The 15198-nt window shown below is 70.2% G+C and carries 16 protein-coding genes and 3 pseudogenes; 7 read left to right on the forward strand and 12 right to left on the reverse strand.

Annotated features, from left to right (window positions below; all coding sequences use genetic code 11):
• Window positions 1-462 precede the first annotated feature (462 nt).
• The 4 genes from AB0469_RS40210 to AB0469_RS40225 all read right to left on the reverse strand — a co-directional run bounded on the left by AB0469_RS40210 (window position 463) and on the right by AB0469_RS40225 (window position 4559).
• Window positions 463-681, reverse strand: a complete 219-nt coding sequence (locus AB0469_RS40210) for a hypothetical protein (RefSeq protein WP_366456569.1) — start codon at window positions 679-681, stop codon at window positions 463-465.
• Window positions 682-803: 122 nt separating this feature from the next.
• A complete protein-coding gene (locus AB0469_RS40215) occupies window positions 804-1571 on the reverse strand; it encodes an ATP-binding protein (protein ID WP_366456570.1) in 768 nt (255 codons plus the stop codon).
• Between the two features lie 9 nt (window positions 1572-1580).
• Complete coding sequence (locus tag AB0469_RS40220; protein WP_366456586.1) at window positions 1581-3137, reverse strand: transposase family protein; 1557 nt, start codon at window positions 3135-3137, stop codon at window positions 1581-1583.
• 153 nt (window positions 3138-3290) lie between these two features.
• Window positions 3291-4559, reverse strand: a complete 1269-nt coding sequence (locus AB0469_RS40225; protein ID WP_366456572.1) for an ATP-binding protein — start codon at window positions 4557-4559, stop codon at window positions 3291-3293.
• Window positions 4560-5089: 530 nt separating this feature from the next.
• Between AB0469_RS40225 and AB0469_RS40230 the strand changes: the two genes are divergently transcribed.
• Window positions 5090-5605, forward strand: coding sequence for a hypothetical protein (locus AB0469_RS40230; RefSeq protein WP_366456573.1), 516 nt, complete (start codon window positions 5090-5092; stop codon window positions 5603-5605).
• A gap of 414 nt (window positions 5606-6019) precedes the next feature.
• On the opposite strand, the gene AB0469_RS40235 is transcribed toward AB0469_RS40230, so the two are convergent.
• From AB0469_RS40235 to AB0469_RS40255, 5 genes and pseudogenes are all read right to left on the reverse strand, one after another.
• Window positions 6020-6448, reverse strand: a complete 429-nt coding sequence (locus AB0469_RS40235; protein WP_366456575.1) for a hypothetical protein — start codon at window positions 6446-6448, stop codon at window positions 6020-6022.
• A 228-nt stretch (window positions 6449-6676) separates the two neighbouring features.
• Window positions 6677-7351 (reverse strand): caspase family protein, encoded by a 675-nt coding sequence (locus tag AB0469_RS40240; RefSeq protein ID WP_366456576.1) that lies wholly within the window; start codon window positions 7349-7351, stop codon window positions 6677-6679.
• A complete protein-coding gene (locus AB0469_RS40245) occupies window positions 7348-7752 on the reverse strand; it encodes a hypothetical protein (protein ID WP_366456577.1) in 405 nt (134 codons plus the stop codon). Before AB0469_RS40245 ends, AB0469_RS40240 begins: the two co-directional genes overlap by 4 nt.
• A gap of 533 nt (window positions 7753-8285) precedes the next feature.
• Window positions 8286-8841, reverse strand: a pseudogene (locus AB0469_RS40250) (class I SAM-dependent methyltransferase).
• Between the two features lie 91 nt (window positions 8842-8932).
• Window positions 8933-10139: pseudogene (locus AB0469_RS40255) on the reverse strand (lycopene cyclase family protein).
• Window positions 10140-10390: 251 nt separating this feature from the next.
• Between AB0469_RS40255 and AB0469_RS40260 the strand changes: the two are divergent.
• Complete coding sequence (locus tag AB0469_RS40260) at window positions 10391-10738, forward strand: PRC-barrel domain containing protein (RefSeq protein ID WP_366456578.1); 348 nt, start codon at window positions 10391-10393, stop codon at window positions 10736-10738.
• A gap of 65 nt (window positions 10739-10803) precedes the next feature.
• Window positions 10804-11612 (forward strand): IS5 family transposase gene (locus AB0469_RS40265; protein ID WP_366456579.1). Its coding sequence is split into 2 segments (ribosomal slippage): window positions 10804-11143 and window positions 11143-11612, totalling 810 coding nucleotides; the frame shifts between segments, so codons are not numbered across the junction.
• Window positions 11613-11621: 9 nt separating this feature from the next.
• On the opposite strand, the gene AB0469_RS40270 is transcribed toward AB0469_RS40265, so the two are convergent.
• Window positions 11622-11927 carry a hypothetical protein gene (locus tag AB0469_RS40270; RefSeq protein WP_366456580.1) on the reverse strand — a complete coding sequence of 102 codons (306 nt, stop codon included), beginning with the start codon at window positions 11925-11927 and terminating at the stop codon, window positions 11622-11624.
• 236 nt (window positions 11928-12163) lie between these two features.
• Between AB0469_RS40270 and AB0469_RS40275 the strand changes: the two genes are divergently transcribed.
• Both AB0469_RS40275 and AB0469_RS40280 read left to right on the forward strand, forming a co-directional pair.
• Window positions 12164-12469, forward strand: a complete 306-nt coding sequence (locus tag AB0469_RS40275) for a hypothetical protein (protein WP_366456587.1) — start codon at window positions 12164-12166, stop codon at window positions 12467-12469.
• Window positions 12402-12554: pseudogene (locus AB0469_RS40280) on the forward strand (IS5/IS1182 family transposase); the annotation flags it as partial. The gene AB0469_RS40275 and the pseudogene AB0469_RS40280, both read left to right, overlap by 68 nt.
• Before the next feature lie 179 nt (window positions 12555-12733).
• Here AB0469_RS40280 and AB0469_RS40285 read toward each other — a convergent pair.
• Window positions 12734-12856: a hypothetical protein gene (locus tag AB0469_RS40285; RefSeq protein WP_366456581.1), complete on the reverse strand. Its 123-nt coding sequence runs from the start codon at window positions 12854-12856 to the stop codon at window positions 12734-12736.
• A gap of 725 nt (window positions 12857-13581) precedes the next feature.
• On the opposite strand from AB0469_RS40285, the gene AB0469_RS40290 reads away from it, so the two are divergent.
• A complete protein-coding gene (locus tag AB0469_RS40290) occupies window positions 13582-13722 on the forward strand; it encodes a hypothetical protein (protein WP_366456582.1) in 141 nt (46 codons plus the stop codon).
• A gap of 15 nt (window positions 13723-13737) precedes the next feature.
• Window positions 13738-14277, forward strand: coding sequence for a hypothetical protein (locus AB0469_RS40295; RefSeq protein ID WP_366456584.1), 540 nt, complete (start codon window positions 13738-13740; stop codon window positions 14275-14277).
• Window positions 14278-14511: 234 nt separating this feature from the next.
• Here the strand turns inward: AB0469_RS40295 and AB0469_RS40300 are convergent, their stop codons facing one another.
• Complete coding sequence (locus AB0469_RS40300) at window positions 14512-14691, reverse strand: hypothetical protein (protein WP_366456585.1); 180 nt, start codon at window positions 14689-14691, stop codon at window positions 14512-14514.
• Window positions 14692-15198 lie beyond the last annotated feature (507 nt).

Below are 15198 nucleotides of genomic sequence, written 5' to 3' on the forward strand. Positions count from 1 at the left end.
CCTTATCACTCACCCGCCCCCCCCCCACCACAACCCACACCCCCCCACCCCCTCCCCCCCCCCGCCCCCCGCCCGACCTGGGGGGGACCCGCTCCGCGGGTCCCACAGCGCTGCGCGCTGTGCCAGCGAACCGGCTCGCTGCGCTCGGCGGGGCTCGGCTTCGCCGAGCCGAAGCCGGCCCTTCGGGCCGGGGGTCCTTCGCTTCGCTTCGGACTGGTGGGGTTCCGCTTCGCTCCACCCCACTGGCCTGGCGGAGCCAGGCCAGACCTCCCGTGCTTCGCGCGGGAGGTGACCTCGTTTCACGAGGTCCAGGCCTTCGGCCTGTTGGGTGGGTCCGCTCCGCTCCCCCACCCGGGGCCTTCCGGCTCCGCCTCCAGGCCGGCCCGCTACGCGGGCGGCTGGCAACGGTGATCCGGTGCTGCGCTGGGTTCCTACCTGAATGCGTCTGGCTCTGGCTGCTGTCTACAGGGTGCCGTCAGCGATGCGTTCGGCCGCGACCTGTGCGACCTCGTTGGCGATGCGCACGCCATGCCTCTCACCAGCGGCCAGGAGGGTCTCCTTCACTTCCAGCGCGGGTCTGCCAGCATGCGTCGCACGGATCTCGGTCAGGGCCTTCTCGAACCGCGCCGCGTGTTCCTGAACCCGGGGCATGGCCTTCTCGTAGTCGGAAGCGTCAGCCATGCGGACAACCTACCCGAGCAACCGGTGCTTCATTTCTTGTTCAGGATTGACTCTGGAGCCAGTGGGTTGCATCGCTGCTTCACCGATCCTCCTGCTGTCGCGATCATGGGACTGCGGGGGTGTCAGCTGCCCAACTTGCTGAAGGCCCAGCGGAGCACTTCCTGGTCGGGGTGGTCGCGGCCTGTCCGTTCGAGAGCTGTCACGGTGTGGGCTGTGAGCCGGGCCCAGTTACGGAAGTTGCCATGCGCCGCGTGACGGTCGGCGAAGGCAATGTCCGCAGGATCGGTCCGTGCCCAAACGGGGTGGTAGAGCGGGATGACCTGTTGAACTTCCTCCAGTGTGAGCTTGGTGATGTGCTGCCAGATGAAGATGCGGGAGGAGAGCATCGGCTCCTTCCGCAGCACCGTATGGGCTCCCTCGCCGCCGGCAAAGATGATCGCGATCTGCGAGTACGGGTGATCCCACGCGTATCGGAAGTATTCGAACGTCTCTCGATTGAGCCACTGGGCTTCGTCCACGACCAGCGTACGCGGCTGCGCCGCCAGCGAGTCCAGGATCAGCCGGTCGAACTCGGACGGGTGACGCGGAGGTTCGCCCGGCAGACCGAGAGCAGCGAAGAGCTCGTGGCGCACCGCTCGGGCCGTCGGGCGGGCGCGGAAGGCAATCCGGCAGACCTCCTCGCCCCGGGTCCGCTCCAGCTCGCGCAGGCAGACGTTCGCGGCAAGCGTCTTGCCGACACCGGCCGGGCCGTGGAGGCACATCATCGCCCTGGCCTCGATCGTGTCAGCGATGTTCTCCCGGGCCGCCAGGAGCGCGCGCGTCGTGACGACCGCGGCGTCCGCGAGCTGGGTGTAGTGGTCAGTCTCTCGCGGCGGCAGCTGGCTCGTCATCGCTTCTCCTTACGGGCGGAGGGAGGCCGGGGTGTTCCAGTCGTCGGGCGGTGGGGCGGGCGGGATGAGGTCCGGAAGGGCCAAGGCGGCCATGTCGCTGTCGGATGCCGCCGCAAGTTCCTGATCGGCTTCGGCCGCTGTGATGGCGCCCAGGCGCTGCGCGGGCGTGGGCGTGGTGGCCGGGGCGAAGCGCTGCCGGCGCAGGGCCTCGGCCCTCTTCGCGTCCTCGCGCAGGCGGCGGGCCCGCGCGGTGCGGGTGCGGCGCAGCTCGTCGAGCTGTTCGGGGGTGGCGGCGTCGGCGAGGTGGGCGGTGCCCAGGTGGCGGCCGGCCGGGTCGCAGACCTCGATCTCATGGTCATGGTGGGGCATGTGCCGGATCCTGACGTGGCGGCCTGCCTGGCCGGCCATCCACGCGCCGAGGTAGTCCCGGCCCCGCCAGCGGACCCCGTGGCTGCTCAGTTTCCGGACCCGGCCGTCGTCCTCCAGCATCAGCCCCCACAAAGCAGCCTCGGGGACGTCCGAGAGGGGTGTGGGGTCTGCCTGCCAGGCCTCGAGGGGGGTCCGGCCGTTCAGTCCGGCTGGGCGGTGCTCGGTGTTCCACCACCGCGCCCAGTTCAGGACCTCGGCGGTGAACTCGGCGAACGTCAGCGGCACCGGCTCATCAGGGTCAGGCTTCTTCTTGGCGGGCCGGGGCTTGGGGGTGAGGGTGTAGCCGGGCAGGACCGCGAAGAGCATGCGGTCCACGGACCGGTTGAGGTTCTCCACCGTGCCCTTCAGATGAGGGCTGTAGGCAGGCAGATCCTCGCGCTTGGTGTCCAGGTCGGTGAGGGCGCCCAAGACGGTCTTCGACAGGAAGTCCCGGCCGCGGTCGACGCGCACGTGCTCAGGAATGCCCCCCGCGGGCCCGTAGGGGCCGGTGCGCAGCACGGCGGCACGCAAAGCTGCCAGGATGGAGGCCCGGGACGGATGGCCGGGGGTGACCGCGGTACCGGTGATGGTCTTCGTCGCGACGTCGATGAACCATGTCACCCACGGGCGGACCAGCTCTCCGTCCGCGTCGACCGCCAGCGGCGCCTGGACGTGGTCGGCCTCCCAGGTCTGGTTCCGCCACTGTGCCGGGCGGCGCCCGAACACGTCGTGGGCCCGGGCGGCCTCCGGCCCGCGGGCCAGACCCGCGCGTTCACCCGCGGTCAGGTCACGGCGCACCGCACGCAGGAACGTCGACAACGACGGCACCGGATCCAACACCGGCACCGACTCCATCGGCGCGCCAGCCGGCACCGCGGTGGCCGGCTCACCGGCCGCCGTCTTCGCGCGGGCCACCAGTTGCCGGTGGACCGCGGACGCGTTGCCCCGCCAGTACGCCAGCAGCACCCGTACCTGCGGCGTCACCTTGAACCGGGACACCGGCCGGGCACCCGGAACAGCACCTGCGTCCGGATCGGCTTCAGCCTGCGCAAGCCACCGCCACACCGTCCGCTCCGACACCCCCAAACACTCCCCCGCAAGACGCACATGCCCCCGCGACAGCCGTCCCTGGGTCCGCAGCCGCAACAAGCGCTGCACGGCAGGGCCGCGCAACGCCGCGAGCGCCGGACCCTGGAGCTCGGGCATCGGTTTTAACCCGTCCAGCGGTGCCCCCGCCTCGGATGAGCTGATCATGGAACCGCCCTCTGCCGTCGGTCTTGGCTCCCCGTTCCGATCCCGCCCCGCCGGGCGCTACGGGTAAGGCCCCAGCCGGGCGCAGGCCTGCTCCATCAGCGCACGGTCCACCCGCACGTCCCGGCCGCGCTTCGACAGCGCGTAGACATGAGAAGTGATCTTCGCCCAGGTACGGAAGTTGCCCCGCGCCACCGTCGCATCCGCCCATGCCACGTCCGCCGACACGACGCCCTCCCACACGTCGTGGAACATCGCCAGCGTCTCCGAGAGCCGCTCCTGATCCAGCTCGGGGACCTGGTGCCAGGTCAGCACCCGCGACCGCAACGCCGGCGACCGCGCGATCACCCGCTCCGCACCCGCCCCACACAGCAACAACGCGGCAGCGGTCCCCGGCTCGTCCCACAGCAGCCGCAGATAGTCCAGCAGCGGCGGGGACAAGCGCTGCGCGTCGTCGAGGAACAGCACCCCGGGCCGGCGCAGCGCCTCCCCCAGGGCACGGTCGGCCGGCTGCGCACGGTGCGAGAGAGAACCCGCCGCCAGCCCCAGCGCCTCCAGCAGAGACGCTCGCATCTGCGGCAGACCCGGCTTCACGCCGACCACCGCCCGCCAGACCGGCACCCGATCAGGCAGCAGATGCAGCGCCTGCTGCACCGCCACCGTCTTCCCCACCCCCGGCTCCCCGAACACACACCCCATCCCCCGCGCCGCCACCGTGTGCCCCACCACCTCCACCACTGCAGCAACGCCGGCCGTCGACACCACCCGGGCCCCCGGCACGAACAACCGCACCCCACCCCGCAACAGCGCCGCGTCCTCCTCGCCGACCGTCCCGGGCCCAGGCGCAGACACCGGTTCCGCGTCGACCACCGGCAAGCCCTCACCTGCCCGCTGCAGCTTCAGGTCGGCCAGGACCCGGTCATAGCGGCTGGCCTCGACCCGATTCCTGGACGGCCTCGCCACCTCCAGCACCCGCCCCGCACGCAGATCCCGCTGCACCGCACGATGCAACGTCCCCAACGACGGCACACCCACAGCCGAAGACGAACCGCCGGCCGTCATCCGCCGGTGCAACGCCGCGACGTTCCCACCCACCTCCGCCAGGCCAGCCCACAATCCGTCATCCAGCGTGAACCTGTCCTGTCGCCCCGCGGGCTCCAGCCGGCCCTCACGCGCCTCGGACAGCCACCGCCACACCGTCCGAACCGTCACGCCCGCGGCCTCGGCCATCACCCGCACATGCAGCGACGACACCGACCCCGGCCCCTGGTCCACCGCCAGCAACCGACGCACCACCACACCCCGCGCCAACCGGCCGTCCTCACCCATACCCACCAGCACACCCCGCGGCCAAAGCCACGAACACTGGAATGAGCAAACCCGTGACAGCCACCCACCACCGTGCTAGCCACCCCATGGCAGCCGCTTGGGCATCCCATGGCAGCCAAGATCACCAATGCGAGACGACCGAAGTCACGAAAACCCCGAGCTACACAAGGCTCTCAGCACGGCGAGCCCCCGCACACCGGCTGACACCCAACCGCTGCCACCACCCCACCCATTCACACCCGGATCCGAAGCGAGAAAGGCGTCCGCTGGGGCGGCAGACCACTACCCGCCGCAGCCTGACCACCCACCCCGGCAAACCTTCCCGGTCACAGCACTAGACGCCAGTTGCGCTGATCCCACCACCAGATGACGATGGAAACGAAGCGAACGACTTGCCTTGCGATGGCATGTCGCCGCGTCCTGGCGGCACTTCGATCAGCGAGCTGCATTCAAAGTCGCGTCGACAGTGCTTCACGGCCTCAGAGCGGAATCTCATTCGCTTCGGATCGCTGTTCAGATGGGACACCCAAATGACTCTGAACGTTCCTGCCTCGGCTGTTGACAATCCGGGGTACGTCTTCGCGGCTTACAACAACTGGGACAGTCGGCCGGAGGGGTTGCTGACCTTTAGTGGCGTTATCGCTTGCAGCTTCGAGACCGGTGATCTGACGCACAATACGGTAAGGAGCTTCCTGCCTAAGGGCGGCGACCACCACCTCATCGATTTTTCGGGCCATGATGGACTGCCTGTTCAGTTTCACGCCTCGATTGCGTCCATAGGCTCGTTCTACTCGAACACGAGCGAGGGTGATGCTTTGGGCGCGACTGACAGAACGTGGGTTAGATTCCAGCATCAAGATTTTGGTGGGGGGCGTACCGGCTGGGTGCCGATCCTTGCGGTTGACGTCGCCGCATTGCACACGAACCTTCTGCGCATCCCATACCTGGTGACCATTCAGCTTCTGGCAAATGGCGACAGAGGCATTTTGCTGAAGATTCTCGAATCAGATCTCGACCCAGGCGGAACGATACCGGCCGACACGTAAATGATCTCCAGCATCGGGTGGCCGTTGCCTTCGGGTGATGCCCCGGTGAGCCCAATTTTGTGCAGGTGAGTAAGGCGGCTTGTCCAGGACCCGCGGCTGCAGGCCTTCCGGTCCCGGGCGCACGGCGTCGGCGTAGATCCGCGCCCGCCTGCCGGGCTCGCCGGGGTCCCGGAGTACGGGGTGATGCCCGAGGTTGCCCAGCGCCCTCCCGCAGGTGATGTCCAGGACCAGCAGGCCGGGCGCCGCGATGTGCTGGTCGTCGATCGGCTTCGTGTTGCGACGGCGGGGGACCGAGAAGCGGTTCGCCGACGGCTTCGGCTCCGAATCTGACTCCGGCCGCGGGCACCGCCCGGCAGGACGCGGTCGGGGTATCGACCCTGAGTACGCTGAGCTGGGCTGCCGCCCGCTTCCTGCTCAGCGGGGCGCCCAGGCGAGTCTGTGGTCCTGCTCGATCAGCTCGCGGTCGCTGCGGAACGCCGTTCGGCCGGCGACCCCGGTGATGGCCTCCTTCAGAATGAACTCGGGCGTTCCGATGTCGCCGAGCGTGCAGAAGTTGATGTAGCCGAGCCTGCGGAAGTCGCTCCCGCCTGAGCGGTACAGCCAGTTGGGCAGTGCTGGCGATCCTCCCGAAATGTCTTCGCGCTCGAGAACGTGGGGGCGCAGGCGGACCAACACGATGTGACTCTGCTCGGCATGCTGGGGATCGTGGCCCAGCACCCCGACGAACTCGATGTCGTGCCACGGGAGGTGGTGTGACTGCGGTCCGTCCCGCATGGTCAGGCCCGAGCCGTTGACTGTCAGCGCGAAGTCGTACCGTCCCGTCCGCCTGATCATGATGAGCACCGGCACGATATGGACGAAGAGGAAGTCGGCGTTGACGAGCCAGGTGATGGGGGCTGACAGGATCGCCAGCCAGAGCAGGACGAGTCCTGTGCGCTGCCACGGTTTCCGGCGCGGATTGGCGAGTACGTGCTCCTGGCCGATCGGCGGCCCCGGAACCGTCGGCGGGTCGTCGATCGCTGCTGGTCCGGTGACGAGCCCGAGGTCGCCCGCAGCGTTGACGGTGCGGCGTTACGGCCGGGGCAGGCCGAGGCCGGCCAGCTCACGGTCGACGTGCTGGTAGATCCCGTCGAGGGTCAGCGGTTTCTCCTGCGCGAGCGCGTCGAGCAAAGCTGAGGTGAAGGCGGTGTGGCGGGCACCGGGCGGCGCGTGCGAAGGGGCGGTCGAGGTGGTCGAGGTCAGGGTGTAGGTGCCGGTCAGGTCGAGCTGGCCGGCGAATACGGTGTGCGATCCGCCCATGGCGGCCACCGCACGTCCCGAGAAGCAGCAGTCCAGCAGCATGATGCGGGAGTTGGCGTGGGCACGGGCGAGGTCCCGTTGCACGAGTTCCAGCGGTACCGAGGTGAAACCCGGCCGGGCTGGATCGGTGCCGGTCAGTGCCAGGTACAGCCGGCCGTCCTCATCGAGGAGCCCGTGGCCCGCGTAGTAGACCAGCAGCATGTCGCCCGCTTCGCGGGCCGCCCAGTCCAGTGCCGCTCCGACGGCGCGTTGGTCGCCCGGATCGGGCAGGACGCGGCAGTGCTCCGGCGCGAGCAGCCCGTGGCGCGGGTGGGTGAGGGCACGGTGCAGGGCGTCCAAGTTGTTCCGCACGGCCGGGATCGACGGCAGGTCGCCGTCAGCGAACATGCTCGCCCCGATGAGCACTGCCCGGCTGGACGGACCATGAGGGTATCGGGGGGCGGTCACTCCTCACCCGATGCGGAAGGCTCGAGAAGGGCACCGATCTCACGGACCACCGCCTCGACGTCACGCGCGCGACGCACGTCAACACTGACCCGTCGGCCGCCCGCGGCAGTGATAGTCACCTTGACGTCCGCCCGGCGCTGTAGCAGCCATGTGGTCAGCGACCTGGCGAGCACCGCCCCGGCGCTCCCGGAACCCAGGGCGACAACGAGCACGTCGGCCAGCGCCCCCATGTGCCCGGGCTCGGGGGATGGCCGCAGCAGTGACACCCTGCCCCGCAAGAAGTCCTCGGCCGCGAGCCAGTCGCGGAGCGGGAGCAGGTAAGTGTCAGCGTCCGTGACGGCAAGCAAGAGCTTGCCCGAGGCGATGACGGTTAACTCCGGGTCTTCACTGAATCCAGACATGCGGCCCATCGTGCCAGGGCATGTCCGTTCACGTCAGGCCCTCGGCAGTGCCGGACAAGGACCCGGTGGACTGGCTGCCCCCGGCCGTCGGCTATCACTGCGCGTACGTGACGGGCTGGGTGGAGACCAAGCTCCGCTGGGGGCCTCGCCGCCGACGGCCGCGAGCGCGCCGCACTGCTCGGCGTGGCCGAAGGAGTGCCCCCGGGCGCGACCATCTCCTCCGAGGCCGCCCCGTAGCCCAGCCTCGGCTGGCGGACCTCTGGGAGCTGGAATCGCCCGTTGCGCCGCCGCAGAGACGACGACGGTCGGTGCTGCTGTGCACGACTTCTACCCGGGCGACGGAGCCGGCGGCCCGTTCAACCTTGACGGCCGGCTGTGTTTCCCTACGGGCTGTAGGGGAAGGCCGTGCTCGGGCCGTGGCGCCGCGTCGGCTGTGCGGTACCGCGCGACGGCCGCCGACGTCGGGCCGGCGGTCCAGCAGGCGTGGGCGATCTGTACGGGCCGGCGTCCAGGAGCCGGTCGGCGGCCCCGGGTCAGGGACGAGTGGCCAGGAAGGTGTGGGTGATGCCGGTCTGCCAGCCCGGCTGCGGCAGGACGCGGACATCGTCGAAGCCGGCACGGCGGGGCCGGCCAGCGAACGCGTCGACCGTGTCGAAGTCGAGCACGCTGCGCCACAGATGGCGGTAGAGCGACGCGTCGCCGTGGCGGCGGCCCCACGGCAGGACCACGGCGCCCGTGACCGCCGACCACACCGCGCGGTCGACGGCCCGGCCGCTCAGGGTGTACTCGTGGACGGCGAGCCGACCGCCGGGGCGGAGCAGGGCGCGCGTGCGGCCGAGTACCGCATCGGGGTCCGCGACGTTGCGGAACAGGTACGCGGCGAACACCCGTCACCGCGTCCAACGGGGCGGCGTGCAGAAGTGCGGCTGTCGACGCGCCGGTGCCGCAGCCGAGGTCCAGGACCATACGGCCCGAGCCGCGCGCGGGGAGGGCGAGCCAGCGTGCGGAGCGCCGTAGGTGCCTGTGGTAGCCGGGGCTCGCTGCGACCATGCGGTCGTAGGTGCCCGACGCGTGGTCGAAGGCCCCCATGAGCTCGGCGCCTGAAAGCCCGGCTGCCCGGGGAGGACGACGGCCCTGCGGTCGTTGCCGCGGCGGGCCGAACCCGCCCGGTCGTTCCGGCTCATGGGTTCTCCTTGGGGGTGCGTTCGGGGCGCCGGGTCAGCAGCGGCAGCTCGGCGGCGGTGCGGAGCATGGCGAGGACCGGGGTGCGCACGCCGATGGAAAGCTCCTCGGCCGGCCGGGTCGTGCCGTCGAGGAACCGAAGCAGCCGCTCGGCGGGCACGTGCTGGAAGAGCCGGGCAACAACTCGGGCCCGTTGACCCGTCCGGTGTCCAGGGCCCGGAGCAGGACGGCCTCCATGGCGAGGGCCCTGGCCGGATGCGCGGGCGGCGGTACGGGCGTCCGGCCGGAGTGCACCGCGTCGGCCACGGCCCGGGTCTGCCGCTGGATGGCGGCGAAGGCGTAACCGGTAGAGGGGCGGACGGCTCCCCCGGCCGCACCGATGCGGAAGACGTGCCGCCCGGGCCGCCGCTCGTAGCGCCCGTCGCTCATCGGGATGGCACCCTGCTCCGTACCGACCACCCGGAAGGCCCCCAGCCCGAGCACTCGGCCGATGTAGTCACGCAGGGCCTCCTCGTAGGCGGCCGCGGACAGCGGCGAACGGCTGAACTCCGTGTACTCCAGCAGCACCGCGTGACCACTGGTGGGCAGCACGTACCCGAAGGAAAGCCCCCGATCCGGCTGCTCGGTGCGGAAGTCCATCAACTCGACCGTGCGGGCATCGAAGGAAGGCCGCTCGCAGTGCACGAACCACCCGCGGAAGTGCTGCAACAGCGTGCTGCGCGCGGCGGGCGCGGCCGCCGGGGGCCGGGAGTCGTGGATCCAGCGGGCCCGGAGCGTGCGCACCACACCATCGCCGGCGGTGCACGTCAGGGCGGCGCCGTCCGGCCCGTCGTCGATGCGCTCGACCACCCCCTCGATGCGGCGCAGTCCCGCCAGCCGAGGCCTGATCCCCTGCTCGAAATCGACGGAACGCAGCATCTTGTAGCGCAGCCCGCCGAGGTCGCGGGCGACCCCGCCCCCATTGGCGGCGCGGACCCGCAGCTGCCGCCAGCTGGCGGTGAGCAGCGGCTCGTAGTCACCCTCGCCAGCTTCCCAGTAGCACGAGGTACGGTCGGGAGGACGCAGTGGGCCGGGCGGGGCGTCGACGAGGACGACGTCGGGGGGCCGCACACCCGGCGGCGGGTCGAGCAGCCGCCAGGCCAACGAGGGCCCGCCGCGCCGGCACCGACGATGGCGACGTCGCAGCTGTACGTCGTGGTTCGCACCGCTCTCCGTTCTCCACACCATGGCCGAGCAGGTCGCGGGTGCACGAAGCTACCGCGACGGACACCGTCACTGCCGCTCATCGTGCATCGCGTCGCGACCACGGACCGGGATGCCGGCCATCGTGCTTGGAGGTGGTGGGCCTCCTCGACAGCGGACGCGTCAGATCCGGATTCCTGGGCAAGTGCGGTACCGCGTGACAGAGACCAGCCCAGAGACAGAGACAGCCAAGCTTTTACGGAGGAGCTGAGATATGACCGACGACATGTGGGCCTACCGTTCCGGCATCATCCACCCTACGGGCGAAGACCTCACGGGCTACGGCGTGGAAGCCGTCGACGGGCACATCGGCGCGGTTGACCGGCACTCCAACGAGGTCTCCGACGCCTACCTCGTGGTCGACACCGGCGTGTGGATCTTCGGGAAGGAGGTTCTGCTCCCGGCAGGAACGATCATCCGCGTGGACAGGGAGAACAAGACGGTCCACATGGACCGCACCAAGGACCAGATCAAGGCGGCTCCGGAGTTCCACTCCGACAACCACCTGCGCGAACCCGACTACCGCCAGGAGATCAGCAAGTACTACGGCAGGAGTTACTGATCGTTTCAGAATGAGTTGAGTCGCGGGTCTTGTGCTGGGTGATCTTGGTCGGCAGGGTGTCCAGAGTGCGTGCTGATCTTGTTCCTGACGACCTGTGGGAGCGGGTGGCCCCGCTGCTGCCGCCCGCCCCGGAACGACGCCGCCGCTACCCCGGGCGGCTGCGAGTTCCCGACCGGGCGGCACTGGCCGGCGTCATGTACGTGCTGCGGACCGGTGTCGCGTGGCGCGATGTCCCGGCAGAGACGGTGGGCTGTTCCGGTGTGACGGCCTGGCGTCGGCTGCGGGACTGGACCGAGGCCGGCGTCTGGCCACGCCTGCACGCCGCCCTGCTGGCAGAGCTTCGCCGCGTCGCCCTGCTGGACCTGGACGACTGCTCCGTGGACGGATCGCACGTCCGAGCCCTCAAAGGGGGGATCACGTCGGACCCTCGCCCGTCGACCGCGCCCGCCCCGGCTCCAAGCACCACCTGATCGTCGACCGCCACGGAACCCCGCTCGCCGTCACGCTCACCGGCGGCAACCGCCATGACGTCACCCAGCTCCCGCCCCTGCTCGACGCCGTCCCGCCGATCCGGGGCCGGCGGGGACGTCCCCGCCGCAAGCCCCGACGCCTGTACGCGGACCGGGGCTACGACTTCGACAAGTACCGCCGCCTGCTGTGGAAGCGCGGCATCAAGCCGTTGATCGCCCGACGCGGCGTCGCCCACGGCTCCGGGCTGGGCAAAGTGCGCTGGGTGGTCGAGCGCGCCTTCGCCTGGCTGCACGGGTTCCGACGCCTCCGCACCCGATACGAACGACGCGCCGATCTCCACCAGGGCCTGCTCGAACTGGCCTGCAGCCTCATATGCCTCCGCCGCCTACGAACCTCATTCTGAAACGATCAGTTACTCGCCGGGCCCGAGCAGACCGGCCCGCCGGTGGATCGCCGCCGCTTCCTCCAGAAGGGCCTTGGCCTTGTCCGGGTCCGTGGAGTGTGCGGCACGCTCCCCCAGGTCCCGGACGTGCCGGTCGAGCTCGGGGTCACGGGCGAGGGCGTACTCGGCCCACCACCGGGCCAGGAACGCCGGGGCCGCGCCGATGTCGTAGGTGTCGGCCGCCTTGGCCCGCCACCCGGCGTCGAAATCGGCAAGGAGGTCAGGAGCGTGCGCGGCGATCGCGGCATGCAGAGCGGCAATGCTGCGCTCGGGCATCGGGGGGACACCGTAGGGGTGTCCCGGAGCGGTCGTCACGGCGGTCCCTCCAGGGGTCGGGCAGCCCCCACGATAGTGCGCCGGCCCCCGCACCGGGGCCGGGATGCGCAGCGGAACGGTGTCGCTGCAAGGCGCGGACGCCTGGGGTACTCGCGGTCGGCAGGCGCGGTGGGTGTGCAGCGCCAAGGGTCGCTCGACGAGACGAATGCCTGCCTGCCTGGGTGGTGTAGGGCAGCATGCTGATGTCGCCGGTCACCCGGGTCGGAGCGCTCTTGCTCCACCCGGACGAGGTGGCCGCCCTGGCCCGGCGCCGGGACCTGCCCGCCGTCCTCGACCGGCACGTGCCGCTCGGCCCCGACCAGGCCGATGCCGGCAAGCTCCACGCCGTCCACCCCCACGCCGACAACGGCAGGCTCCGCAAACGCGTCCGCCGGTACATGGGCCGCTCCCGCGGTCGGGCGAAGGACTCGGTTCGGGTTCGTCGTCCTGCCTCGCCGCGGGGTGGTCGAGAGGTCACTGGCCTGGGTCATGTATGCCCGTAGACACGCCCGCGACGACGAACGTCTCATCCAGCATGCGGAGTCGCTGATCACCTGGGCGGCGATGACCCTCGTGACCAGGCGAATCCTTCGTCGGTAGTCCCGCCGGGTCAGCCAGCCGCCCTCCGCTTTGCACCGTGGCATCGGGCCGGGTGACGGTCGTCTCCGTCGCCGCGAACCCCAGCGGCGGGAGCGGCTCGCTCCGTCGACGGCGTAGAGGTCGTCCAGGGCCAAGAGCTCACAACCGACCATCCCCAAAGCATCCCTCTAGTCCTCCCAGTGTGCCGGTGCCATCCGGTAGAGGACCTTGAGCTTTTCGGAGAACGTGACGCCGAGGTGCGCTTCGGCGGCGGCGATCTCCTCCTCCGTCGCCCCTACAGCCTCGGGCAACCGCTCGCGGCAGCGTGCGTTCCAGCAACCCCGGGTCCGCCGAGGGGGCCGGCCTCGCATCAGGGCTCGGATCCGGAAGGCGGCACCAGGGCTCGGGCAATGCGCCCTCGACCAGGACGAGCACCCCCAGGTCCGGGTTGTCGAAGGCGGCTTCCACGGCAGGGCCACGTTCGAGCAGCCGGAGCGTGGTCCTTCCGGTCGGCCGGATCTCCGCCGTGAAGGCGATCTCGTCGACTTCCACACGCGCCAGTGCCCTCTGCACCCGGTCCACGACGCGTTGACAGTCCGGCGACACGGCTCTCCGCAGGGGCAGGCTCCAGCCGTTCTTGCCCATACGCCCGGTTCCGCGGGCAGGCCTGCCGGTAGGCCTGCCCGTGTCGTAGGCCCGAACGAGCCGCAGCACGGGCTCCCACATGGCGAACTCGCACATCGACGAGGGCAAGGGAGGTCTCTGCTCAACCTTGCGCAGGCCGTACGCGGAACCAGTGACAGCGCAGGCGCCGGGGCCGCCGTCCGCAACACCACAGGTGAGACGGCCTGCCGCAACCGGGTGGGTCACGTACGCGCTCAGCGGGCCAAGGAGAAGACGCTCAGGGCCAAGTGCACGGGGGATGTGGACCAGGTACTCAGCTGGCCGTTCAACGTCCGGCGGCCGGCACCAACAGCCTGGGAGTCCGTAACCGTCACTGTCGCTCGGCAGCGAGCGCTTGGTCATGGATCATGAAGTGGAGTTGCACGTCGTCCTCGACTCCGCCCGCAGGCCCTCGGCGTCGAGCACACAGGCTGCGACCATCCGAGCCTCCAGCGACGAGTTCGGGGTCGTACTTGAAGACGGCGACCCCTTCCATGTGGAGATCACCCCCTGACCGATGGAGACCGCGATGGCGCTCATCGTCGAGTACCGTACTCCCGCCCGCCCCATCTACCGCCTCGTTGAGGTCTACGACGCCGACGCCTGCCTCACCGACAGTGCTGCCGTCGACCTGGCCCGCCGACACGTCGTCGGCGGGAACGGTTACCACCTGTACCTGTCGAGCCTGCAGCCCGACGTGACGGTGGAAGTGGCCATCCGCATCTGGGACACCCCCCGGAAACCGCCGACCGATGTGGAAGGAACCCTCCCGGTATCCATCGAGTCGGAGACCGGGATCCTGGTGATCGGCCAGCTCACCCTCGGGCCCGCCGGCGAAATGACGCTGCCCCGCCCCGGCGTGTACGAGGGGCACGCGTCCTGGACAGGACGTGCAGCTACCGCAGAGTATTACGCCGAAACCCTCCGGCGGATCGACACCGACTGGACCACCGAGCGGATCGGTCAGGCCTGGACACGGAACCCTGTTCCTGAGCGGTACGTCCTCGACCTCTGGTTCGTCAGGGAATCAGAACCCGAGGACGAGGACGAGGACGAGGACGACGAGTGACCGCCAGGACCAGCTTCCCCTCGGGGTGACGAGCCCCAGCTCGGCCCGGGTTCCCTATGCCCTCGGCATAGGGAGCCCGGGCCGCCCACAGTGGCCGGGTGCATTCTCTCGATGCCTCCGAGGGCACCGACTCAGCAGAGCAATCAAACTCGTCATTCCCAACACCGGGCTCAACGCCAGGGTCACGCTGACGCCCACCCAGCGTGCCGGTGAGGAGGGCGGCGAGCACCGGGTTCACGTAACCGGGGACCAGGTCGTCATCTGCATTGCACGTCTTCGAGAGCGGGAGCAGCGTCTCCACGTGCTCGTCGGGTCGAAGTGGGTGTGCATGGTGAGTTCGCAGGTCTCGCGGACGTCCAGGACCAGCAGGTGAGTCAGGCCCCACAGGTTCAGTCCGCAGGTCAGGTCGGCCAAGAGCAGGGTCCGGCGCGCCCACCGGTCACCGCTGGCCGCACGCCTGACGGTCGCCACCGTGCACCGGAGTCCGGCAGCGATGGTGCCCACCTGCAAGAACTCGCTCAGGATGGGGGCACGATAGGCAGTCGGGCTCCCGCCCGGCAGTGGGGCCGCTCCCGACCTGGTGGCGGCCCCCGCTGCCGTGGTGTTGCCCGAGACAGGAGACCCCCCGCCGAGTGGCTGTGACGCCCAGCCGATGCCGAGGCCGGCGAGCGCGGCCCGCTACCCCGGGTCGAGCCGGTCTTCGTTTACCGCTCGGCCAAGGAGGATGTCCAGGCAGGTTGTCGTTCCCTCGGCAACGGCCGCCGGACGGAGGCACGAGGGCCCGTACCGGGGAAGTGCACCCGGTACGGGCCCTCGCGGTGCTGCGGGGGTCAGTCGTTCCAGACGTCGCCCTTGAAGTCGCCGCCGGTGCCCCGCTCGTAGTAGTGCTGCCCGTACAGGCCGCCCACGCAGGTCTGCTGG

Source organism: Streptomyces sp. NPDC093801, assembly GCF_040701585.1.
GTDB lineage: Bacteria > Actinomycetota > Actinomycetes > Streptomycetales > Streptomycetaceae > Streptomyces.